The organism is Rhodopseudomonas palustris (assembly GCF_003031265.1).
GTDB classification, from domain to species: domain Bacteria; phylum Pseudomonadota; class Alphaproteobacteria; order Rhizobiales; family Xanthobacteraceae; genus Rhodopseudomonas; species Rhodopseudomonas palustris_H.
The window spans coordinates 3,655,536-3,679,471 of record NZ_CP019966.1; the positions used below are offsets into that span (position 1 = coordinate 3,655,536).

Genomic DNA, 23,936 nt, shown 5'->3' on the forward strand with positions numbered 1-23,936 from the left:
TGCTCGCTGTGAATGAGGCGCAGAAAGCACTCACACAACCATCGGCTGCAGTCTATCTTGAGCTGTCGCTGGTGCTGTCGGAGGATGCGCGCCGATCGACGGGGCGCTGGACGAAAGCGTGAATTGCAAATTTCGGCCACGAGGTGACCGAAATTGCAGGGGAATCTGGTCGGACTGCCGGTGGGGACTCCGGCAGCTCTGTGGACGCCGGCGGTACTCTGGCGGGCGCTACGGAGCAACAGAGTCTGATCGTAAGGGGAGCGCGCGGGGACACGTGACGATCGAGGATCTGCTGCGGCAAGGGGCGATACGACGGATCGAGGTGGATCTCGGAGCGGGCGCGCAGCCGGCTCGGCTGCTGTATGGCACCCCGAATTTCATCGAATGGCTGGAGAACTTGTTGGGGGGCGCTGAGCCGGAGCAGAGGCTCGGCGAAGCGACACCCGCCGAACAGGTCGATGCGCTGTTCTACGCCTATATTTCCGGACGACCGTTGGTTTATGTCCGTCAATTCAGGATGATACGCGTCGAGCAAAGTGCCGTGTGGGAGTTGAAGACCCCCGACGTGCGCATCTTCGGATGGTTCTTGCGCAAGGACTGTTTCGTGGCAGTTTTCGGCGATTGGACCGATCACGTAAAAGATCACAATTTATATAAAGGTTACCGTACATCAGTCCGCCGAATTCGACGAGAATTGGGTATAGGTGCTACCCTGTGTGTCACAGGGAGTTCACCCGATGACGTCATTTCAATGTGAAGATGGCGGCTATTCAACAGTCACTACGCGCTTTGCTACCTCAATAAGCGTTGCTGTTTCCGGGGCCTCGCCGGCGCGCGAACACCTAATGGCCGTGCCGGCCGGGCAGTTAGCTGGCCCGTTCGACGGGGCGGTCTCGTCGCTATCCGATCCCGCAAAGTGCGCAGCACGGAAATTAATTCTGTCGGGCCCGGATCGGTGTCGAACCGCAGTGATGGATGTCCGTTGGGACCGATCCGACACTGAAACCGATCGATCTTTCGATCGGAATGTTCGGACGACACGGGCTAGAATGCTCGATCCGGCCCTGCGCGCCGACTGAGACAACAGACTCAGCAGGCCTTTTGGCCCACATGCTTTTCTGACACCCTTTTTTCAAGCGAGCTCAAATGGAACGATACGGTTATTGCATCTTCTGCGACGACATTCGGACCGAGGCCGGCGGAAAACTCAGCTTTATCGGGTGCTACAACTCGGCGATGTTCGTGACCAACGAGTTTCCGCTGTCGCTGCCCAAGCTGTGTGTGCACTTCAACGTCTTCTCGCCCGCCGACCAGCCGTACAAATCTCTGCGGGTCCGATGCTATCTGCCGGGGGAAGACAGGCCGATCGCTGAGGAGACCATTGAAGTGCCTGCGCTGCAGGACCAGATCAATCTTCTCACCAGCCTGCCGAAAGATCAGCCGATGATGCCCTACATCGTGGTGGCGGCAAGCCTGATTTTTTCACCCTGCGAAATCAAATCGCCGGGCATGATCCACGTGCGCGCCGTCATCAACGACAGCCCCACCGAACTACATCTCGGATCGCTCGCCGTCTCGTCGCAAGCAGCGCCTCAGGTCGCCCTCGAGCACGGACCAGCCGCCATCAACTGAACTTTCCCGTCGATCGCCGTTGCCGCGATCGACGACTTTGCCGAGGTCGAGCCAGCCGTGAGCAAGACTCCGGCGCAGACCTAAGCCGCAACCAGTCGCATTGACGGATTCCCTCCCCGTTCGCACCGGACTTCGCTGATGAAGATCCGACCGCAGGCCGCGCGTCGCACGCCCAGCCCTCAATTCCAGAGTTGTTCTGTCTCTTACTGAATCGGGGCGACGCCTCGAAAGTGCTGCCAACAAGCAGCGCCTGTCTCAAGCGTTAGAGCGCTTCATCGATTGATTGAAGCGGATTTGGCCTTTGCCAAGCGCCCGAAGTCCTCATCCTGAGGAGCCCGGCAAAGCCGGGCGTCTCGAAGGATGAGGAGCCACATCGCCTGCGGCGCATGGTTCGAGACGGCGCTTCGCGCCTCCTCACCATGAGGCTCTACAAGCTGCGGCCGCTAGGAAGTTCGGTCCTGATTTTGTCAAAAGCAGAGATGCTCTAGAGCTCACTTTGAAAGTCGCGCGGTTGGGTGGCGATCGAGATTGGCGCGCTCCGATGCCCGAGGGCCTCACCGCGGACCAGAGACTGGCCTTGTCGTTGTAATGATCAGAAACATCGCGCAACGATCTGCGGCACGGTCGATAATGCGAGAGACCGAACACGCGGTTTGCGGCACAGCGGCCGCTCACCATCCAATGCTTCGGCGAAGATCAAATGATCTGACCTGACGACCGCAACATGATCGGATTGTCGCGCGGTCGGGCCGCTCAGGAGATCCTGACAACAACCGCTGTGTCCGGGAAAGCCATGACAGCCCTACTCCGCGGCGCCCGAGAAACTCTGATAATTGGAGTTGCGCGCGCGCTGGTCCGGGATGCAGTCGTTTTTCACCGAGCGGATATTAACGACTTTGATCTGTCCGTAGCTGAGCGTCGACGTCGTCACCGGCTCGTTCTGTCCGGGATGCCGTTCAGGCTGGCGGAGCTCGAACGAAAGCTCCATGTCCATGGCCCAGGCCAGATCAGCGAGGCTGCGTAAGGTGAGATTGCTTTCGCCGGAGAGCTGGCGATTGATCACGGAACGATTGACGCCGAGGCGTTTGGCGAGTGCCTGTTGGGTCAGGCCGTCCCTCTTCTTTTCCGAAAGAACCTTGAGCAATTCGTCGCGTACGCGGGCAATAAATCGTCCTGCCTTCTGCGCACGACCGCCGATATCAAAATGATAAGACGTCACTGCGGAACCTCCTACCCAGCCGCGATCCTCAATACAAAGCGCCGTCCTATCACTTGCAAGTAGTGTTTATTGTGCACCAAAGCGGACAGGTTGACAGCCCTTTTTTGTTGGCTTGCTGAATGAATACAGGCGGAGTGTTGCCGAATATCCATCCCACCAAGCAGCGGGCCCCCAGGCCCTAAGATTTAGTATGTTTTGGCCGCACAACGGTTCAACGGAACAAGATACCGGACCGGTCTATTAAGGATTTCGCGCGCCCTAAAGGCCACTTCCTGAGTGAAACCTGCAGAATCTTGACGATGGCAGATGCGGCCACGGTACTCGGCCGCCTGGAGAAAAGACGGCGGGACCAAGGTCCCGCCGTCCGAAGGCATCTTAGTGCTGCGAGGTGAACGCAACGTTGTGCGAGCCGAACTGCGCCGTCACCGAGGTGTTGGTCACGGTCGCGCTGTTCTGGGCGGTCACGGCGTAGTTACCGGTACCGACCTGAATCGTCGCCTGGGTGTTCATGCTCAGAGCGCCGATCATCGGCTGCAGCCCGGTGCTTTGGGCCGCGACCGCAGTATTGCTGTTGCCGAACTGGGCAATCAGCGATCCGTTGGCGCCGGCGTTGAGCGGATTGGCGACCTGGTTGGTGAAGGCGCGGTTCTTCGAGCCGGCCTGGATAGTCGCCGCGGCATTCACCGTGCCGGACACCGGGGCGTTCTTCTGCAGGGTGACGGCGCTGTTGCGGTCACCGAGCTGGATAGTGGCCTGGCCGTTCAGGCCGTTCTGCTGGCTAACAAGCGCGCCGTTCTTTTCGCCGAACTGCGCGACGAGCGAGTCGTTCGACACCGGAAGGAGGCTCGCACTGACGCCATCCTGCAGGGTGATCGCCGCATTCTTCTTGCCGACCTGGACGGTCGCGGCGTTGTTGTTCACACCGTTCAGAGCGACCGCTTGAGGGAAGTTATACGCAACGGTCTTCTCCCCGAAAACAGGGCTTACGCCGGGCTGTCCATTCGACTTGAAGCCACTGCCCACCAAAACGGGGACGGTAACTGAAGTGCTGGCACCGGTACGCGTTCCTTCCGAATTTTGCACCGTGAATGCGGTATTGCCTTTGCCGACCTGCAGCGTCGATGCGTTGTTCACCCCGCCATACGTGGCAGGCGCGGTATACGAAACCGGAGCCGTGCTGGTTGTGCTACCCGGCTGATAGGTCGCGTAGGACGTCCAACCGGTCGGAACCCAATACTTCTCACTGGTCGTGAGAGTGGTCGTCTTGGATCCAACCGCCTGAGAGCTCGGCGAGCCCTTGGTGCTCTGCAGGGTCACCGCCTTGTTGCCGATGCCAAACTGCGTGGTGAACGACGAGTTGGTTGCGCCCTGGGCGTTGGCGTTCTGGCCAGTCGCCGACAGGTTGCCGTAGCCGAACTGCAGCGTGCCCTGATCGTTGCCGCCGCCGGCCTGGCCGGCGAACGACCGGTTGAAGTTGCCGAACTGCAGGGTGGACGACTCGTTGGTGCGGCCGGCAGCGCCGGTCTGGCTGGTGGCGGCGAAGTTGCCGACGCCGACGCTCAGAGTGTTCTGGTTGTTGTTGCCGCCGGTCTGGCCGACCAGCGCGCTGTTGAAGGCGCCGAGCTGGGTGGTCGAGGAGGTGTTCTTGTTGTTGCCGGCGTTATCCTGCGAGGTCGCCGCGAAGTTGCTGCCGCCGACCTGCAGCGTGGTCTGCTTGTTGTTGCCGTCCTTCTGATTGACGATCGAGCCGTTGAACGCGCCGAACTGGGCGGTCGTCGAATCGTTCGGGTTAGCGGCGCTCTGGCGGCCCTTCTGCGAGGTGACGGCAAAGTTGCGCACGCCGCCCTGCACGGTGCCCTGCTTGTTGTTGCCGCCGGTCTGCAGCGCAACGGCGCCGTTCTGCACGCCCATCTGCAGCACGCCCGACTCGTTGGTCTTCGACGGAGCTGCGCTCTGCGCGGTCAGCGCCGAGTTGCCGCGGCCGACCTGGACGGTGCCCTGCTTGTTGTTACCACCGGTCTGACCGGCGATCGCGTGGTTGGTCGATCCAGCCTGCAGAATGAACGACTCATTGCTCGCGGCGGAAGCCAGCGACGTCGTGGCCAACAGGACGGCCAACGTTGTCAGCATACGCATGTTTTTATTCCCTGTTATCCGAAGCGGGGTCGACGACCATCGCCGCCCTCAAAATCGATTTAACTCCAACTTAACTATTCGGACAACCGTAAACCGGTTGTTTACTTTAACTGTCAACCTAACCGCGAACCGCGGACCGAACTAACAGCCAGCTAACACGTCGGTTTTTGAGGAATCGAGACACTAACGGTCGATTGCTACCTGGCGCGTTGACATACAGGTCAACGCGGCACGGAACCGCCGCCTCGCCAGTGTTGACTCATATGTCAACGCGGTCGGATTTCCGGCAAAAGCAGTGCACAAAACGCCGAAAAATCGTGACTCTTTTGATTCTTTGGCCGACACAGCCACCCGGCCGATGACAAATTAATTCAACTCACAGTCCACTCTTGTGGAGGCAATTAAACCTCGTTTAACTATCCAAACCTCGGCGATGAGCGGCGCTGATTGAATGATTTCGCCGAAAAGAACCCGAAGTGGACGACGATCACTTTCCAATTCCGCAGCACGCAAGGCGATTAGTTCAAACTCATTCACACAGATCCAGAGTCGTCATTTCGATGTTTGTCGCGCCACGAAATTTCAGTCGCCTCACCCGATGCAGTGCGGGCCTGCTGCTGATTTCGACTTGGTCGTCCGCCGCCAACGCGAGCAAGACGATAGAACTCGACTGCGAGATCAGGAATACGCCGGACCGCAACCTTCTACGGATCGACGCGGTGCTTCACGCGCAGCGCGCCGCGGCTGGCGAGTATCAACTGAACGTCTTCAAACAATCGACAAGCGGCGTGAGTCAAAACGCCCAGAGCGGAACTTTCGAACTCACCGGCCCTACGGACCAGGTGCTGACCAGCGTCATCATCGACCAGTCACCAGAAGCGAAAATTCGGGCCGAACTAACGATAAGATCCAATCAAGGGAGCGTATCATGTGTTTCACCATGAAATCGCGGTTCTCCTCGATGGCGGCCGCGCTGGCCGTCGCAGCCGCAGGCCTTGGACAAGCGACCATCGCACACGCGGAAACAGCCTATATTTCACAGGCTACCGGCAACGGCGGTACGCCCGTGATCGGATTAGCGCCCTCTTCGCTCAGCAACGGCACCGCTGCAAATTTTGCTAACGGTAATCGACAGAAGATGTCCCTGCCGGAGATGGCCACGCCGAAAATAACTGGCGGAAATTACGCGAGTACGTTGCAAATCGGCTCGTATAACTCGGTTTTCCAGGCCCAAAGCGGCTTTGGTAACGTCTCCAACGTCGGCATCATCGGCGGACACAACAATGCAGTCGGCGTGTTGCAGGCTGGCAACAACCTTCAATCCAATCTTGTGTTACTTGGTACGTCAGGAACGTCGGTCGGCGTCCTGCAGGGAAATGGTGCAGCGCCGCTGAACCTCCTGGTCGGACGATTACCGAACGGCGCATTGGTGATCGGAGGCCTGCCGATCAGACGTTGAGAAGAATTGTTTGTAGCTTATAGGAGGGTAGGATGAAGTCGAAGTTTCTGCTAGCCGCTGCCGCGTTGGCGATTCTCACAGCGCCCAGCTTCGCGACCGAACAGATCTATCGGCCCGTCAGCCCGACCTTCAACGGCAATCCGCTCAACGGCAACTTCCTTCTCAGCACCGCCCAGGCTCAGGGCATGGGCACCAAGTCCGGCAGCAACAACACGCCCGACCTCTCCGGCTTGAGCTCGGCGCTCAGCAATGTCGGCAGCGGTTCGTCCGTGATCGTGATCGGCGGCACGCCGACCACAGCTTCGACCAGCCCGTAACCGAGCATCAACATTGCTTGGTCAGTATTAAGTTAGTTAAACGGGGGGCGGCGGCGATGGATAGCAGAGCCGGATCATTGGCGTGTGTCTTGCTGGCTGTTTCCTTGGGTGGATGCGCTATCACCGGGACTGATAAGGACCCGGTGACTCCGCAGGCGACGATGGTGGCGTCGACGAAGACCGGCGTCGTGCTGGAGCAGCTTCCTCCTCCGACCAAGAAGCTCGACGTCGCCGTCTACAACTTCCCGGACCTCACCGGTCAGAACAAGTCGAACGACAACTTCGCTGAGTTCTCCCGCGCCGTCACCCAAGGCGGCAGCTCGATTCTCACCGACGTGTTGCTGACCGCCGGCGGCGGGCAATGGTTCGACGTTGCGGAACGCGCCGACCTGCAGCCGCTGCTGCAGGAACGCCAGATCATTCAGAACACGCGGTCGGCGCTGCAGGGCGACAAGGCTCAGAGCCTACCGCCGCTGCGATTCGCCGGCGTGCTGCTCGAAGGCGGCATTGTCGGATACGACACCAACGAGACCACCGGCGGCATCGGCGCGAACTACCTCGGTCTCGGTGGCAACATGCAGTACCGGCAGGACATCGTCACGGTGTCGCTGCGCGCTGTGAGCGTCCAGACCGGCCGTGTTCTCGCCGCCGTCACGACGACGAAGATCATCTACTCCGTCAACGTCAGCGGCACCGGCTTCAAGTATGTGGCGATCGACAGCTTGCTGCAGGCCGATGTCGGCTTCACCAAGAACTCTCCGACGACCTTGGCGGTGCGTGAAGGCATCCAGCTCGCCGTCTACTCGCTGATCTTCGATGGCGTGAAGAAGGATCTCTGGAACTTCAAGGATCCGGCTGCCGGCACCGCCTTCATGCGCGAACTCGAGCTGCAACGGAAAGCAGCTGTTCCGGTCGCTCCGGCCGGCATGTGATCCGGGACTGATATTTCGCAGTCTCGGCGGCGCCCGCTTGTCTAAGAAATCGCCCGAGCGCGATGAAGCTCGCCCTGCGCAGATCTGACGTGTCGATCGGCTGAAAGCATCGGCGCGGTGCGGGCCGAGAGCATTCGTCCCGACGCTATTCCCCAATGCGCCCCTGCCCTTTTAGGCAGCGACGACCTCGGTAGCAACGCTCAGCAGGCGGCGACGGTGCTCGCCGAGACGATCTCAGCGTGTCGGCGGTCTGGCTTGCTGGGTGGCGCTGTAGCAGGCTTGCGACGACGCATTGCTCGGATCGCAGGACACCTGGCCATTGCTGCCGGCCGGAACGGGCGATCCACCACTCAGTTCGGGCGAGCCCTTCTTTTTCGGCGCGTCAGGCTTCAGACCGCCCGGGGCGGTTTTCGGAGCAACCAACCCGCTCTCCGGTGAGAGCTTGGGGGGTTCCCCGGCGCGGGCCGCAAGCGGCGGAAGCATGCCATGCGGTTGCTGGACATAGACCTCGTTGGCGACCCGGAAGGTCCCGGCCCGGTCGGCCGCGGACGACTTGACCGCGCCGCTCTCCCAAACGAGACCACCGACGCTCATCGCCGCCAATAGCATTGCCGGGTATGACATCTGCTGCACCCTCGCGATGGGAGATCGTCCGCCCCCCGGACGATTCTCTCGGTCCCCGTCCTTAGCACCGCCAGCCGCAAATGGCGAAGGCTTCGGCGGCGGTACACACCCGGCCGGACCGCATACCGTCTCGACTACCGGCGCTGGCTGACGATGGCGCTGTTCTGGGAGCCCTGTTGGATGATGTACGAGGCATTCCCCCCGCCCACCTGCGCCAGAAGCGCCGAGTTCAAAGTACCGATCTGAGCGATCATCGACACGTTCGCCGTGCCGGGATCAGGCATCTTGGCAGCCGCCTTCATCAAACGCGCGGCGCTTTCGATCGTCACTGGGACTGCCGTGGTTCGTGCTGATGCGGTCGGCGCCTGCTGCGTCTTGCCACCGGTGGGCTGGCTCACATAGGCCTCGCTGGCCCAGGCCGGCTGATAGGCGGCGATGAGAACGGTGGCGACTGACAGTATCCGGATGGTCCGCATCGGTGCTCCCCCTCGATCCACTCAGTATCGGACGCGGTTCCTTTCGAAATCGTAAGAGGCCGGCCCGCCGGCCTCGGCCTGCAGAGCGACTCAGCTCTCGATGTCGAATGATGCCATCAAGCCATGCCGGCGCTCATGACGCAGCAGCACAGATCGGGTCCAGATTTCACTGGCGGAGATCAGGCGAAGATCAGCCAGCCGATACCGGCCCACAGTCCAGAGCTGATGAAGATCGCGGCCACCCAGGGCCAAGGAGACGAATACTGGAGCTCGGCCAGCGGGCCCGATGGCGGGCCGGCATCGTCGTCCGTACGTCCGAAGGCCGATTCGGGAACTTCGGAGAATGAAATTCCAGAGCTCTTCATTGCCCCCTCCGCCCAATATCGTGACAATGAGCGTCAAAGGTTAACGTGAGCTTGCAAATCGACGACGACTATCGGCCCCTTCGCGTCAGAAAAGGACAGATTGAACGGGATTTGCCGCCTGACTAAGCCCCGACTGCCGGTAAGCAGGCCTCCAGCGGCTATCAGCTACCGCACCGCCCTGCCACGGTCTGGAGGAGCCTAAGGTCTAGCGGGTGGCGGCCGCACGCGCCCGGAGGGTCCGCTCGAATCGGAATCTGCGGACGCGGGGGCGAGCCGGCAGCGCCACGCCGGCAACAGCGGCCGCCCTGGCATCCGAGCTCAGATCAATCAGCGCGAGCCGGCGAGTCATCGGGCTGCGCACCGAAACGGTCCAACTGCCGCTATCGTCCAGCGGCACCTGGAACAGCTTGGGGTCGAGCAGAAAGCCCGTTCCCACCGCCTTCGCCACCGCTTCCTTGCGGGTCCATCCACGCAGAAAGAGGTCATTGCGGACCGATCTTTCCAAGCGATGCAGGCAAACGGCCTCGTGCTGCTCGAAGATCGTATCGATCATTTCGGAATAGTCCGCGGCGACGTCACGATCCTCGACGTCGACTCCGACGGTCCCCGCCTTGGAGATCGCGATCAGCCCGGTCCGCCGGCTGTGCGAGAGGTTGAAATCGATCTCGGCGGCGCGGCCCGCAACGAACGGCCGGCCGTGGGCTCCCACGACGATCGGAACGGCCTCCGCCGACATTCCGAGGAGCTCGGAAAGCCGTAGCCGCAACGCGCTGTGGATCACACCGTAGCGGTAACGGTCGTCAGCATGGATGAACGCATCAGCCGCAGCGGTCTCGCGCGGATCCAGGAGTTGCCAATCCACCTCCCCGGCTTCGTCGAAGCTGATCTCCCAGATCTCAACCGGTTCGCTCATCGTGCAGTGCCTGATCTAGTTGGCCGAACTGGCGCCCGGCCGCGGCCCGCTCGGGATGAGGCTTTCGATCTCCGTCACCGACCTGACCTCTGCAAAAGTGATCCTGGGCGGGCTTCCGCGCTGAATCAGATGCCCGACAAGAAACTGCACCAGGAGCGTATCGATGATCGCATGCATCCGCTCGGGCGCAATACGTCTGGGGGCCCACGGCCGCCAATCGCGCCAGCGACCTTCGGCATAGAGCTGATCGGAGAAGTCCGCGTGCTTCGCGCCGTCGACCATGAACACGTCCGAACCTGACGAGCGCGCCAGCGTCAGCAGGCAGCCGAAATCCTCCCATCCGATCTTGGTCTCGTAGTTCGGTCGATGCGACCATGTCCGTTCGGCAGATGGCAGTGACGCGTATACCGCCAAGAACGGCCGCTTCAGCCCGGCGGCTGCAGGAGTGTGGATCACCCAGCCGTCGAGATCGACGCCGGCCGCCAATTGCCGATCCAGCGCGAGCGCCCTCGCCGCGACGGCCCCGCCGAACGAATAGCCGACCACCGCAATCCGGGAGAAATCGACTCCCTCGAGCATCGTTGACGCTTGTCCGGTGCGGAGCGCAGCCAAGACCCGCTGCAGCTTGTCATATCCCAGCCGGGTTCTACGCTCACTGGTGGTCGGGAAGCTTGCGTAGTCCTGCGCGGTTTGCATGCTGAAAGGCGCCAACCGAACCGTCTCGTCGGCAGCGTCCGTCGCGGGATCCGGCGGATCGTGGCTGATGTCGTCCATGGCGACGACGATGAAGCCTGCGCTGGCGATCGTGGAGAGCAACACATCGTTCTCGGATCGGCGCCCTCCCCACGAGGGGACGTAAACCACCAGCGGCAGCCCCCGATCAGAAGCGCCCGCCCTCACCGCAGGACGCGGCACCGGATTGTGCGGCCTCCAGATGCGGACAGCAGTCCCGGTGTCACGGGTGGAATCCGTCAAGACGACTTCTCCGACACGCGCCTGATCGGTTGGCCTGACGAGCTTCGAGGCGTGACGTTCGGCCCATAGCGAGCCTCCGACCAGCGCTGCCGATACCAACCCTACCAGAGCGATGAGAAGCACGACGGCACCGCAGCGCATCGTTCAGCCGAGCCCCCGCCGGGAGCCTCCGACAGACACGTTGTGATAATTACTCGCCGACGACATCGGTCCTCAGCCCACGGAGCGCTTTGCGGACCAGCGGCCCTCCCGCCGATCGATCATCCAGCTCATGTATTCGGCGATAGTGGCGACCGCGGGTTCGCGGGTCATGTCGTCGTGTGCACCAGGAACGTCGAAGATCCGCAGTTGCCCATTCACGACCTTGTTCCATCCGAGGCCGCGCTCGAACAACCGTCCGACGCGCGATTTCGTGCTACGGAACAGCACGACTTCGCCGTCATACGGCTTCCAGGGATACAAGGCCCTGGCGTCGAGCAGATAATCCATCAGGCCGTGATTGAGGAAATCCTCGTTGGTGGCTCTCGGACGTGGCGCATCACCGCCGCGGCCGATCAATCGAACGAGTGGATTGTTCCTGACGATCGAGTACTGCGACATCGCAGCCGCAAGGCTCATGTCCCCGGACCGGACCTTCCGGATCCGTGCGAGCAGATCGGGGATGATCCTGTCAGTCAGTTGGACTCGCCTGAGGAAACGGTCGAACCGGCTCATCGATTCCACGTAGCCGGGCGCGACCGTATCGAGCAGAAAGATCACCGACACTTCGCCATTGAGGCTCTTCAGTTGCTGCGCAACTTCGAGCGCGACGTTGCCCATCAGGCAGAGGCTGATCAGATAGTACGGACCGACCGGATCGTGTGCCCGGATCTGCCGAACCGCGTCGGCCGCAATCCTGCAAATGCTGTCCTGATCGAGCGGCGGCAACTCGGCGTCATCCGCCCATTGCAAGTCGACAAACGGACGCCCCGCCGCTACCCGCTCTACCAGAGGATAGTACAAGGACCGATTGCTCAACGCGAAGATCGGCGGCAGCTTGCCGTCGGATTGCAGCACGCACGGCTGAAAATAGGGTCGCGTAGGACGGCGGTTCGGCATCCTGCGTTCGAGCGAAAGCGCAAGAGGCGCAACGATATCACCGGCCGGCTGATCGCCCTTCAAAGCGGGCGCAACGCTCTTCGGGTCGCTCTCGATCGGAGCAACCTGAGCTTCCATCTCCTCCGACCACGCTTTCAGCAGCGCATCAGCAGCGGCAGCGACGTGATGGTCGGTATTGTACTCGCAGGAGATCCGCCACCCCTCCTGCCGCTCCACCAAGAAGAAACTGAATTCGTAGAGGCAGCCCGTCGTCGCCGACGGCAGCGACACCAGTTCGAAGTCGCCATGCCGGATCACGCCGGCCTGGCCGGTCTCGACATTGCCGGCGGCGAAGTTGATGGCGTAGCCGAGCGGCAGATCTTTCCGATCCGACAGTTCGATGCCGGCGGCGATCTCGGCGAAAGGCAGCGCCTTGTTCGCCAGCGCCTGCGAGACCTCGTCCCTGATGCGGCGCGCGTGCGTGAGCGGATCGCTCCCCGCCTCGATTCCGAGCCTCAGGACCACAGTGTTGACCACGGGGCCGACCAGATCGAACAGCAACGGATCATCACGGTTGGCGACCTGCGTCCCGATGACGATCTCGTCGGCCTCCAGCTTGCGGCCCAGCGCGCGCGTCAGGGCCGCACACGTCAGCCCATACATCGTGAAGCCTTCCTGCTGCGCCAGTGATTGCAGCGCATCCGTCAACAGCCTCGGAAGAACACGGCTCCTAATCTCGCCGTTGCGGCCGGCATCGAGCACGGGCTGCCTGGTCGGTTTGATGTCCAAAGGTGACAGCCCCGACAGCTTGCCGCGCCAGTATTGCCGCTCCTCGGTCAGGCCGTCGCTCGCCAGTAACGCCGACTGCCACTGCGCATAGTCCACGTACTGAAGGTTCAACTCGCGGCAGTCTGGCCTTTGACCGCGCTCCAGTGCATCGACCACCTGGGCAAATTCGTGCGCGATCAGTCCGACCGACCAGAGATCTGCGATGGCGTGATGGATCGTTAGCAGCAGGATCGCTTCGTTCGGCGAGCGCCGAAGCACGGTCGTTCGCCACGGCGGCGCGACCACAGGATCGAACGCCGCCCTCGCCTCCAATGACGCAAGCCGCTCCGCCTCCGCCTGATAGCGCTCGCTCGACAGCTGCGACAGATCGATCAGCGATAGTTTCGGCGAAGTGTCGACGACAATCTGTGAGTAGCCGTCGGCCGAGCGTTCAAATCTCGTCCGGAGCGCCTCGTGTCGATCGGCGAGAAAGTCCAGCGCCTTCTGGAGCGTCTGGTCGCGCACCGCTCCCTTCATCTGCCAGCGCATCGCGATATTGGCCAGCGAAGAGCCTGGATTGCGTCTCTGCAGTTCGAGAAACCGCTCTTGAATGCTGGTGCAGCGGACCGGTTCAATCCCCGGCTCTTGTCCGACTGCTGAGGGGACCTGCGTCTTCATGTTGTCCTCACGCGGCTCGAGGAACGCCGAAACTCTGCGAGCGATGGCGTCTTCTTGTCGGACGACTGCGCTTTTGCCGCGACGGAAGCTCGCCGCGCCAAATCGCCCATGCTTGGATTGGTCATCAGATCTTGCGCCCGGATCGGCAGCTTCGCTTCGGAAAACCGCGCAGCCATCCGGAATACGTGCAGACTGGTCGCACCGAGCGCGAAAACCCGGTCGTCCGGCTTGATCCCGGTTCGATTCAACGCGGCCTCGACGATCGAGATCACCTTGGTCAGAACCTCCGGTGCCGGCTCGTCGCGCGCCTCCGCTTTGTCGATGAAACTGACGACGATCGACGGACTGACGATCGTCGCCGATAGCGCCTTCCGATCCAGTTTGCCGTTTGCGGTCTTGGGCACTTCGGCAACCGCGACAAAGCGGTTGGGAACCATGTAGTGAGGCAGGCTGAGCTGCGCTGTCTGCTGCAGGCTGTCGATGCTCACCGTCATGCCCGGCTTCGCCACGAAGGCAGCCACCAGCGCGGCGTCGGCAGTGCCGGCATTCTCGACCATGACCGCGGCGTCCAAGATCTCTGGACAGGTGCGCAGCACGGCCTCGATCTCTTCCAACTCAATGCGGAAGCCGCGGATCTTCACCTGCTGATCGCGTCTGCCGAGCAGTTGAATGCTGCCGTCCGCCAAGCGTGTGGCCAAATCGCCGGTTCGATACAGACGCACCGCTTCCCCATCCTGCAACGACATCACGGGAAACGCTGCGGCTGTCAGATCCGGCCGGTTGACGTAGCCCTTTGCAAGACCAAGTCCGCCAATACACAACTCCCCAGGGGTGCCGACTGGCGCCTGCGTTCCGTCATCGGACAGGATGTAGAGATCAGTATTAGCCACTGGTTCGCCGATGACGATCGGCCGGCTGGCATCGACAATCCGTCCGCAGGCCGACCAAATCGTGGTCTCCGTCGGCCCATACATGTTCCACAGTTCGAAGCCTGCGGCGATCAGCTTCTCGGCAACATCGCGCGGCAGCGCCTCCCCGCCGCTCAATGCGCGAAGCGGGCGCGAAGGCTGCAAACCAGCTTCAAGAAGTACGCGCCAAAGCGTCGGTGTGGCCTGAACGATCGTCGCAGCGCTGGTTTCAATCAACCGCACGACGCTCTCGGGCTCGAGCAACCTGTCCTTGCTGCAGATCACGGTCCGTCCGCCGCAATACAGCGGCAGAAGAAGCTCGAGAACCGCGATGTCGAACGACACCGTGGTCACTGCGACGATCCGATCATCGGCTCCGAAGCCTGGCCGGACCGCCATCGAACCGAGGAAGTTGGCGAGTGCGCGGTGAGTGATCTCCACGCCCTTGGGCGTTCCGGTCGAGCCGGACGTGAAAATCACATAAGCGGTCGAGTCCAGCACCTCCTGCGAGGGTACCGGTCCGCGACGAGCGGACGATGCTGCATCGATCTGTGCGGCATCTCGCACGAGATCGATCACCGGCACCCCCATTTCGGCCGCAACCGGACAGTCCCCTCCTGACGTGATGAACGCCGCAACCTCGGCCGCTTCAGCCATCTGCCGAATCCGAGCCACGGGAAGTGAGGGATCGACCGGGACGTAGGCGAGCCCAGCTTTCGCGACCGCGACTAAGGCGACCGGCAGATCAAGGCCCCGTTGAACCGCAACTGCGACCCGGGCTCCGTTGGCCGGATTCAGCGCTCTCAACAGCCCCGCAATACGATTGCTCCTCGATTCCAGATCGCGATAGCGCAGAACTTCCGTCTCGTACTCCACCGCAACCGCGTCAGGCGTAAGGTCGCAGTTCCGCTCGATCATCTCCACCAGAGGAATGTCGAAACGCGAGGCTTGCAGTGCGTAGGTCGTTCCGCCTGCAGTCCCAGGAACGGTTGGCTTCTGCAGCTTCAGGTCCTGCAGGATGATCTGGGGCTGCTCGAGCGCTTGTCCCAAGATCTTGCGGAGTTGATCGAGCCATCCCGACACCGTCGTCCGATCCAGAAGATCGGTCGCGAAATCGACCTCGATCGTGATGTCGTCGTCCGTTTCGATCATGTTGATGAAGATGTCGAAATTGACGAAGGCCTTTGGATTGGTATCGACGCGCGTGTCGGCGCCGCGGAATGTCAGCCGAGAGCCGACCCGTTCAAGATTGAACTGAATGTCCGACAGCGGTGTCCGGTTGATGGTACGGGGAATGTCCAGATCACGGACCAACGATCCCAACGTGTAGTCCTGGTGATCGAAGATCTCGTTCAGCTTCTCGTCGACATGCTTCAAGTGTTCACAGAAGGAGACCGCCGACCGAGCGGCGACCGGCACCGGCAGGAAGTTCACACAGTGCCCGACCAGATCCTGCCGATCCAGCAATGCCTGGCCGCCCATCGGGACGGTCAACACAACGCTCTCATTGTCGCAAAGCCGCGCGAACAGAGTCTGCACCGAGGCAAACAGCACCGTGAACAGGGTTACGCCCTGGCGTTTGGCCAGCTCTCTCGCCCCGCCGCAGAGGTCCTGCCCCAACCGCTCGCGCAGAGATGCACCGAGGAAGCTCTTGACCTCCGGGCGTGGGCGGTCGAGCGGAAGCTCCGAGGCGACCGGCACATCCGCAAACTGCTTTCGCCAGAACTCAACCGTGGACGCAGACGGCCGCGGCCGCTCCGCAGCATGTTCGGCGAAACTCGCGGCAGGCACCAGCGACGGCGTTCTTCCCTCCCGATAAGCATTGTAGATCTCGGCCAAGTCACCGAGCAGGACGTTCATCGACCAGCCGTCGCAGATGATGTGATGCGCGGTGAAGACCAGCACGTGGATGCCAGACCCCACACACAGAACGCTGGCACGAACCAACGGCCCCTTGAAAAGGTCAAATGGCGTTCTTGCATCCTTGGCCAGCCACTGCGCCAGTTCGGCATCGGCGTTGGCCTCGTCGAGCTTGATGACCGGCACCTTGGGCACGAAATCCGGACTGATCTCGAGCATGCCGGTGAAGTCAACGACACGGCTACGAAGTGCCTCGTGGCGCCGCACGACTTCTTCGACCGCTTTGATCAACGCACTCTCGACGACGGGCCCATCGAAGCGAATGCTGACCGACTCGTTGAACGCCATCGAGGCTGCATCGCCCATTTGCGCCGCGAGCAGCACCTCCATCTGAGGCTCGGTCAGGGGTACTGTTTTGGGTTTCCGCGCCTGAAGCCCTTCGTCGTCACCGAGACTGGTGGACTTCTTGGTGAAGCTTTTGGCTTCTCCCGTGATCAGCCCGGCGTCCGCGAAGGCCCCTATCGCTCGTTCGAACGCGCCGTCGATCGCTTGGCACTGAACGGCCTCATGTGCAGTCGTGAGAAAACACGGGAAACCCTCGTGGACATGAATGCCCTGTAGGCGAAGCTCGGCAAACAACAGGCCAGCGAACCGCCCCAAAGGTGAACCATCGACAAAGAACCAGCTCGCACAGGTCTCAGCCCGTGTCGGTAGTCCGTAATTGTCGAGGTGCGAATTGATCCGATCGACAAGCTGCCCGGTGCGCTGCGCCAAGGGCGCATAGATCTCAGCCTTGTTCCGTTTGATGTGCTCAAGCACAGCGCGTGCTGCGGCGAGCACCATCGGATGCCGAACGAACGTTCCGGCGAAGAATGTCGGCGCGACTTCCGGCTCGCTGTCGTCGCCATATTGCCAGAAGCCGCCGTCCAGCGCGTCCATGAAATCCGCGCGGCCTGCGACCACCCCGATCGGCATTCCTCCGCCCAGCACTTTGCCATAGGTCGCTAGGTCAGCCTTGATGCCGAACACTTTTTGCATGCCACCGGGGTCGACCCGGAAGCCCGTCACCACCTCGTCGAAAACCAGCGCCGTCCCGCTCTTCGCGGTCAGCTCTCGCAGCGACGCCACGAAGTCTCGCGGCTGCAAAGCCGGGTGCCGGCTTTGAATCGGCTCGACGATAACGGCGGCGAGATCGTCGGCCATTTGACTGACAAGCTCGAGGCTTGCTGGATGGCCGTACGGCAGAACGATCATCTGTCCGACGTTTTCGGCCGGGATGCCGGACGCGATCGGAAGCGCACCGGGGACGCTCCCCGCGCGGCACGACTTGATCAGAACCTCATCGAACTGACCGTGATAGGCGCCACTGAACACGACGACCTTCTGTCGTCCGGTCACAGCGCGGGCCACCCGGATGGCGGCCATGACAGCTTCGGAACCGGTGTTGCAGAAGGCGACCCGCTCATTGCCGGTCATGGCGCTAATTCGCGCCGCGACTTCCCCGGCCAGTTCGGTCTGCGGTCCGATCGCGAATCCGTCTTCCAACTGTGCGTGCAACGCGGCGGCGACGAATGGCGGGACATGGCCGAACATCGTCTGGCCGTAGCCATTCACCAAATCAATGTACTCGTTGCCGTCGACATCCCAGATCGACGCTCCCTTCGACCGCTTGCACACGATCGGGTAAACCATCTCCTTCCATTGCGCATTGAAGCCGCTCGCGGTCCGGGGATCGGCAAGAACTCTGCGCGACGCCTGAGCGCGTGACTTCGATCCAGGAGTGCGGTCGTTATAGCGCCGGACAAGATTCTCTATGTAGGAGCGCTGCTCCGGTGCAAGTGCGAGATCGCCATCGGCCGCGCCGGGGCGATACATCTTAAACCGCCCGCCCCCTTCCTCACCCGTGTCGGGCATCACAAGGGTAGTCTCAGCCGCGCTCCCTGAGCTGCTATCGGCCGGCGCCGCCGCAACAGGCAACTCGACAGCGACGCGCTGTTCTTTGCCGACCGCCGCAAGCTGAGCAGCAAAAATCCGCTCCATCGAGTGCAGTTGCTCGCGAAGCAATGCCTCGACTCCCGTGGCTCCCGCCACCACCGGCGCCGGCGGGCCTTTCGACAACACAGCCTCTGCCGGCCGCTCGACCATCGCCACCTGGGGCTTCACGGCTGCTCGCTCGGCCTGGGGCAATTTGTCGGCCGGTGCCGAGACCTTCAACATCGCAGCCAGGGCGTCCAGTGAGTTGAGATCTCGCATCAACTGCCGGAACGTGATCTTCACCCCAAACGACTTGTTGACGCGCTGCGCGACCTGACCGAGCAGTAAGGAATCGAACCCAAGTGAAATGAACGAGGTCGCCGCTTCCTGATCCGAAAGAGGTCGTCCCGAGACATCTGACAGAATAGCCGCAAGCGCCTTGATCAGCGCCTTCGAGACCTCGTCACCCGACATCTTACTCTCCATCGAAACACTACGCAGACCATCCTGATCGCTACGCGCCTCCTGCGGAGGAACGGTCTGAGGGAACGCGTCTCCTCGGGCCGATGCGACTGGCATGATCATCTCAGGACCGGCCGCAGCAGGACGCGCGATCCAATGGCGCGTGCGCTCGAACGGATAGCTTGGCAATCGCAGCCGTGCGGCACCCGCGGCTGGACGAACATCGGATTTCAGCCTCGCGCCGTGTGCCCACAGATCTCCGAGCGCTTGAGCGAAGGTGAGCTCTTCGTCGTTTCGCTCCGCATAGTCCGGTGCGGTCGTAACGATCGCCCGGACCTTCGACGCGGACGATGAGGCCCCTGCAAATGTCGACAGCGTTCGACCCGGGCCGACCTCCACCAGCAGACAATCCACCCGCTCGGATATCGTATCGATCAGCGTGTTAAGCGCGGCGCGGAAGCTGACAGGCTCGCGGCATTGACGGGCCCAATAGGCCGGTGACGTGGCCTCCGCCGCGGTCATCCAGGTTCCAGTGACGGTCGAGATCAGCCGACGCTTCGGTGGCCGGAGCGGAATCCCGGCCGCAACCTTCTCGAGCTCGACTGCCACCGGATCCATCATTGCTGAATGGAAGGCGTGTGACGTGTGGAGACGTCGATGGGGAATCTCCGCCCTCTCCAACCGGCGCTCGAGCTCCTCCACAGCTTCAAAAGGACCGCTGGCGACACTGAGACGGGGCGAATTGTCGGACGCAATCTCGACCCCGACTGGCAGGTGCGCCAACAGCTCGCTTGTCGCCAACCGCACGCTGAGCATAGCGCCGGGCGGCTGGGCCTGCATGATCCGTCCGCGATGCACCACAAGCTTGAGCGCATCCTGATACGACATCACGCCCGCCAGCGCCGCCGCGACCAACTCGCCGAGGCTGTGGCCGATCATCGCTTTCGGCTCGATACCGGACCGGAGCAGACGCTGTGCCAGAGCATATTCGATGAGGAAAAGCGCCGGCTGCGCCAACGTCGTCGATCGGATGGCATGATCTTCGACATCACGATCGTCGAACAGCACGGCCAGGATATCGACGCCAAGGTGTTCCTTAACGATCGCCGCCCCGAGCTCGACATCAGCGCGGAATTCGCGATCGGACTCGAAGAGCCAACGCCCCATCCCCGGGTACTGAGCGCCCTGGCCGGGAAACATGAAAACCGCGCCGGGTCGAAGCGATGAAGGTCGGGGGTCGGAGCGGACTTCCCGCAACGACTGAACCGCTCCCTCCACGGAGTTCACCGCAACCGCCCAGCGCCGATCGAACGTTCGCCGTCCCGCGGCCAGAGTGTGGGCGAGTTCGTTCAAGCCAATGCGCTCGCCACGCTGCACTGCCGCCTCGAGATGATCGGCCAGCCGGAGCCGCATCGCCTCCAATGCAGTGGGGGACCGGGCAGACAGCCGGAGAACCACAGCACTCTCGACCGGCAACGAGCTCTCCGCCGCAGTCGGTGGTGACTCTTCCAGGCACAGATGCACATTGGTGCCTCCGACCCCGAAGGCGCTGACGCCGGCGCGGCGCGGCGCATCTCCCCGAGGCCATTCCTGCAACTCCGTCGCCACCCGGAATCCCCGCTTCGCGAGATCCAGGTGTGGGTTCGGCTCGGAGAAATTTGCCTGAGGCGGCACAATGCCGTGGTCAAGAATCAAGGCGGTTTTGATCAGCCCTGTCACGCCCGCCGCGGCATCCAGGTGACCGACATTTGCCTTCACCGATCCCAGGGTGCAGTTGCGGTCTTCGATCGCACCGGTAGAAGCTTCAGCGAACGCTTGCGACAGCCCCTCGATCTCGATCGGATCACCCAGCGGCGTGCCGGTGCCGTGACACTCGACGTAGCCAATCGATTCCGCTTCGAATCCGGCCATCGCGAGCGCGGCCGCGATGCACTCTGCCTGCCCGCCGACGCTGGGAGCCGTGAACCCAACCTTGGCTGCGCCATCATTATTGATGCCGTAACCTCTGATCACCGCGTAGATCGCGTCGCGATCAGCGACGGCATCCGCCAACCGTTTGATTGCCACCACGCCCGCACCGGAGCCGAACACGGTCCCGGCCGCATCGACATCGAACGGCCGGCAGGAGCCATCGCGGGAGGCAATTCCGCCGTCCTGATAGATGTACCCGCGTTTCTGGGGGAACGTGACGGAGACGCCGCCGGCCAATGCCATGTCGCACTGCAGAGCCGCGAGACTTTCGCACGCTTGCGCGACGGCAAGAAGCGAGGTCGAACAGGCACTCTGGACTGAAACTGCCGGTCCTTTGAGATTGAGCTTGTAGGCGACCCGCGTCGCAACGAAGTCATTGAGCGTGCCGAGTAGCTCCGAATAGGAGCCTACCTGAAACTGCGACGTGAACCGCTCGAGGGCGGTCCGATCGGGGCAGACGTGCCGCAAGAAATAGGTGTTCAGCGAGGCGCCGGCGAAGACGCCAACCGCCCCCTGATAACGCTCCGGGTCATACCCCGCATCGTCCAACGCCTCGGAGCAGATCTCGAGGAAAATCCGCTGCTGCGGATCTGTCAAATCCGCTTCACGCGGCGACATCCCGAAGTATTCGCTGTCGAACAGATCGACGTCGTCCAGAATAGGCTTGGCCGCGACAAAGTCGGGATCGGCACGCTCCTGGGCCGCGAAGGAGTCTTCCAGCTCTTCAGGCGAGAAACGCGAAACGCTCGTGCGCCCCGCTTTAATGTTCTGCCAAAACTTCTGAACGTCGGGTGCGCCTGGAAAGCGACCAGAAAGTCCCACTATCGCGAAGCCGATCTCATTACTGTCCGACATCTCGCCTCAGCTCCGTCTAGCCCTATGCGTGATGGCTCCGAACATTGAGCGCGCCATACGCCGCACTCATCGCACGTCTCTGCCTGCGTCCACGCGCCGCTCCGGCAATGGCGAGCGACCGATGCGAGGCTCCGTCCAGACAAGCCTGGAATTCGGCGATGCTGGGATGGGCGAACAGGTCCGTAACTGGAAATCGAATCCCGATCGCCGCCTGAATGCGCTCGTGCGCCGCGATCATCTGCAGCGACGTCGCGCCAAGATCGAACAGGTTCGCCCTGGCATCGACCGACTTGCCCAGCAATGCGCCCCAGATCTCAGCCACGATCGATCCGACACTATCGTCAGAGAAGTCTTCATCGTCGGCACGCGCGCCCAGCTGCTCCGTCGCGATCAGGTCACTCAGCAGCTTCGCTCTGTCGATCTTGCCGTTCTTGTTGAGCGGCAACTCATCCACGATCTTGATCGTTGATGGGATCGCTTGGGCCGGGAATTGCTCTTTGAGTCTGCGGATGATGCCGGCTTCAAGATCATCGGCAGCGTCACCTGGCAGCGGCTTCAAGAAAGCGACAATCCGCTTTACGTCGCCTCGATCTGCGGACAGAACCACCGCCGCGTCGGCCAGGACCGGATCCTGCCGCAGCGCCTGCTCCACGCCGTCGAGCTCGATACGCACGCCGTTGATTTTGACCTGACGGTCCCGCCGACCACGGAACTCGATCGCTCCGTCGCTCCGGCGACGGACGTAATCCCCGGTGAGATAAAGCCGAGCCTTCGGATCGTCAGACAACGGATCAACGACAAACTTCTCTGCGGTCAGCTCCGGGCGATTGAGGTAGCCGAGCGCGAGCCCGATCCCACCCGCGCAAAGCTGACCTTCCTCACCGTCCGGAACGGGCTCTAGCGCATCCGATAAAATGTGCACACTCGTGCCCGAAATCGGAAAGCCGATCGGCACCGGCCCATCGCCCCAGCCGGTCCGCGGGATCGAATAGCAGCACGTGAACGTCGTATTCTCGGTGGGCCCGTACCCGTTGACGATCGTGCAGTCCGGCAGCAGTGCCATCGCACGACGAACGTGCACCGGCGAAAGAACGTCGCCGCCGGCCAGCAGGGTCGTGAGCCCCGACAACGCCTCTGGTCGCTCGTCGACCATCAGATGGAAAAGACCGGCGGTGAGCCAGGCCGCATTGACCGAAAAACGCCCCAGCGTCTCGGCGATCCGCTCGACCGAAAGCACCGCATCTTCGACGATGACCACCTGTCCGCCGTTCAGCAACGGCCCCCAGATTTCCAGAGTCGAGGCATCGAACGCCAACGGCGCCGCATGCAGCATCACGGTCGCGGGCGACAACGTCATGAAATCCGTATCAACAACCAGCCTGACGATGGCCTGATGCGGCACCACAACGCCCTTCGGCCGCCCTGTCGATCCCGACGTGAACATCACATAGGCCGGCAAGGATGGCGTCAGATCAAGCGCCAACGGATCACCGGGCTCAAGCCGCGAGGCATCGAGCTCGTCACTCAGGCGGCGCTGCTCGATCGCGTCAATCAAAGCCGGTTGATGCTCCGTCAAAACCAGCGTCGGCTGTGCATCCTGGATGGCGCCGCCGATCGCTTCCGGGCCTAGACCGATATCAAGGGGCATATAGACTCCGCCCGCCTTCAAAATCGCGGTCATGCCGATCAACGTATCGATCGAGCGCCCAGTCAGGAGGACAACAATCGAGCCAACCTTCACACCTCTTTTGACAAGCAATCGTGCCAATTGGTTCGAACGAAACTCAAACTCGCCAAAGGTAATCCGCCCACGCTCGGAAATGGCGGCAACGGATTCCGGAAAACGTTGGGCAATCTGCTGAAGAACATCTGGAACGGTGCATGCCGCGGCCGCGTCCCTGCCAGATCCTTCTTTGATAACCACGGTGCTCGCCATGACTATCCCTACCCTTGCAACCAACTAACGGCAATCTGCCTCGCATATTAAGCTTACTCTTAACCCGACTGTAAGCGAAAGCGCTAACGCAGATCGATCACGCGAGCCTGATCCCGATCAACGATAGTTTCTGCGACGGCGAGCGTTGACCTATATGTCAACACACTCCACTCATCGCGCCTCGCGAGCGCTGCAAGGAACCATCGCAACCGTCGTCGCTCGACACCAATGCCTGCGGAACAACCATTGCGAGCCGGACACTTCGCACGCCATCCTCTCTCACGCGCACAATTTGATGAGAGGCTAACTCGCACTTGAAAGGCTCTCAAAAAACTACAATGATGTTGTAGCGCAACGACCCAACGTCGCACACGAACTACGATGCGACTTCGCGCACCG

The 23,936-nt window shown here is 61.7% G+C and carries 16 protein-coding genes; 6 read left to right on the plus strand and 10 right to left on the minus strand.

The features are described from left to right. Positions 1-274: 274 nt before the first annotated feature. Positions 275-757: a hypothetical protein gene (locus RPPS3_RS17055; RefSeq protein ID WP_107345126.1), complete on the plus strand. Its 483-nt coding sequence runs from the start codon at positions 275-277 to the stop codon at positions 755-757. 389 nt (positions 758-1,146) lie between these two features. Next, a complete protein-coding gene (locus tag RPPS3_RS17060; protein ID WP_107345127.1) occupies positions 1,147-1,632 on the plus strand; it encodes a hypothetical protein in 486 nt (161 codons plus the stop codon). Positions 1,633-2,434: 802 nt separating this feature from the next. Here the strand turns inward: RPPS3_RS17060 and RPPS3_RS17065 are convergent. Further along, positions 2,435-2,851 carry a helix-turn-helix domain-containing protein gene (locus tag RPPS3_RS17065; protein WP_107345128.1) on the minus strand — a complete coding sequence of 139 codons (417 nt, stop codon included), beginning with the start codon at positions 2,849-2,851 and terminating at the stop codon, positions 2,435-2,437. 375 nt (positions 2,852-3,226) lie between these two features. Next, positions 3,227-4,987 carry a beta strand repeat-containing protein gene (locus RPPS3_RS17070; RefSeq protein WP_107345129.1) on the minus strand — a complete coding sequence of 587 codons (1,761 nt, stop codon included), beginning with the start codon at positions 4,985-4,987 and terminating at the stop codon, positions 3,227-3,229. A 476-nt stretch (positions 4,988-5,463) separates the two neighbouring features. On the opposite strand from RPPS3_RS17070, the gene csgH reads away from it, so the two are divergent. The 4 genes from csgH to RPPS3_RS17090 are packed head-to-tail and all read left to right on the plus strand — an operon-like array spanning position 5,464 to position 7,695. Continuing rightward, entirely contained in the window at positions 5,464-5,931 is a 468-nt protein-coding gene (gene csgH / locus RPPS3_RS17075; RefSeq protein ID WP_234819973.1) for a curli-like amyloid fiber formation chaperone CsgH, read from the plus strand. Continuing rightward, positions 5,916-6,446, plus strand: a complete 531-nt coding sequence (locus tag RPPS3_RS17080; RefSeq protein WP_107345131.1) for a hypothetical protein — start codon at positions 5,916-5,918, stop codon at positions 6,444-6,446. The genes csgH and RPPS3_RS17080 overlap by 16 nt, the downstream gene beginning before the upstream one ends. Positions 6,447-6,478: 32 nt before the next feature. Then, positions 6,479-6,763, plus strand: coding sequence for a curli assembly protein CsgF (locus tag RPPS3_RS17085; RefSeq protein ID WP_107345132.1), 285 nt, complete (start codon positions 6,479-6,481; stop codon positions 6,761-6,763). A 56-nt stretch (positions 6,764-6,819) separates the two neighbouring features. Next, entirely contained in the window at positions 6,820-7,695 is an 876-nt protein-coding gene (locus tag RPPS3_RS17090) for a CsgG/HfaB family protein (RefSeq protein ID WP_107345133.1), read from the plus strand. Positions 7,696-7,929: 234 nt separating this feature from the next. On the opposite strand, the gene RPPS3_RS17095 is transcribed toward RPPS3_RS17090, so the two are convergent. From RPPS3_RS17095 to RPPS3_RS17130, 8 genes are all read right to left on the minus strand, one after another. Continuing rightward, positions 7,930-8,319, minus strand: coding sequence for a hypothetical protein (locus tag RPPS3_RS17095; protein ID WP_107346656.1), 390 nt, complete (start codon positions 8,317-8,319; stop codon positions 7,930-7,932). A 134-nt stretch (positions 8,320-8,453) separates the two neighbouring features. Next, a complete protein-coding gene (locus tag RPPS3_RS17100; RefSeq protein WP_107345134.1) occupies positions 8,454-8,795 on the minus strand; it encodes a curlin repeat-containing protein in 342 nt (113 codons plus the stop codon). Positions 8,796-8,974: 179 nt separating this feature from the next. After that, a complete protein-coding gene (locus RPPS3_RS17105) occupies positions 8,975-9,160 on the minus strand; it encodes a hypothetical protein (RefSeq protein WP_107345135.1) in 186 nt (61 codons plus the stop codon). A gap of 205 nt (positions 9,161-9,365) precedes the next feature. Then, a complete protein-coding gene (locus RPPS3_RS17110) occupies positions 9,366-10,073 on the minus strand; it encodes a 4'-phosphopantetheinyl transferase family protein (protein WP_107345136.1) in 708 nt (235 codons plus the stop codon). 15 nt (positions 10,074-10,088) lie between these two features. Further along, entirely contained in the window at positions 10,089-11,171 is a 1,083-nt protein-coding gene (locus RPPS3_RS17115; protein ID WP_234819975.1) for a dienelactone hydrolase family protein, read from the minus strand. 90 nt (positions 11,172-11,261) lie between these two features. After that, positions 11,262-13,571: a condensation domain-containing protein gene (locus RPPS3_RS17120; protein WP_107345138.1), complete on the minus strand. Its 2,310-nt coding sequence runs from the start codon at positions 13,569-13,571 to the stop codon at positions 11,262-11,264. Further along, the gene (locus RPPS3_RS17125; RefSeq protein ID WP_107345139.1) at positions 13,568-21,601 is read right to left on the minus strand and encodes a hybrid non-ribosomal peptide synthetase/type I polyketide synthase; all 8,034 of its coding nucleotides are present in this window, start codon (positions 21,599-21,601) and stop codon (positions 13,568-13,570) included. Before RPPS3_RS17125 ends, RPPS3_RS17120 begins: the two co-directional genes overlap by 4 nt. Before the next feature lie 22 nt (positions 21,602-21,623). Next, on the minus strand, positions 21,624-23,537 hold the full coding sequence (locus tag RPPS3_RS17130; RefSeq protein ID WP_107345140.1) for a non-ribosomal peptide synthetase: 1,914 nt from the start codon (positions 23,535-23,537) through the stop codon (positions 21,624-21,626). Positions 23,538-23,936 lie beyond the last annotated feature (399 nt).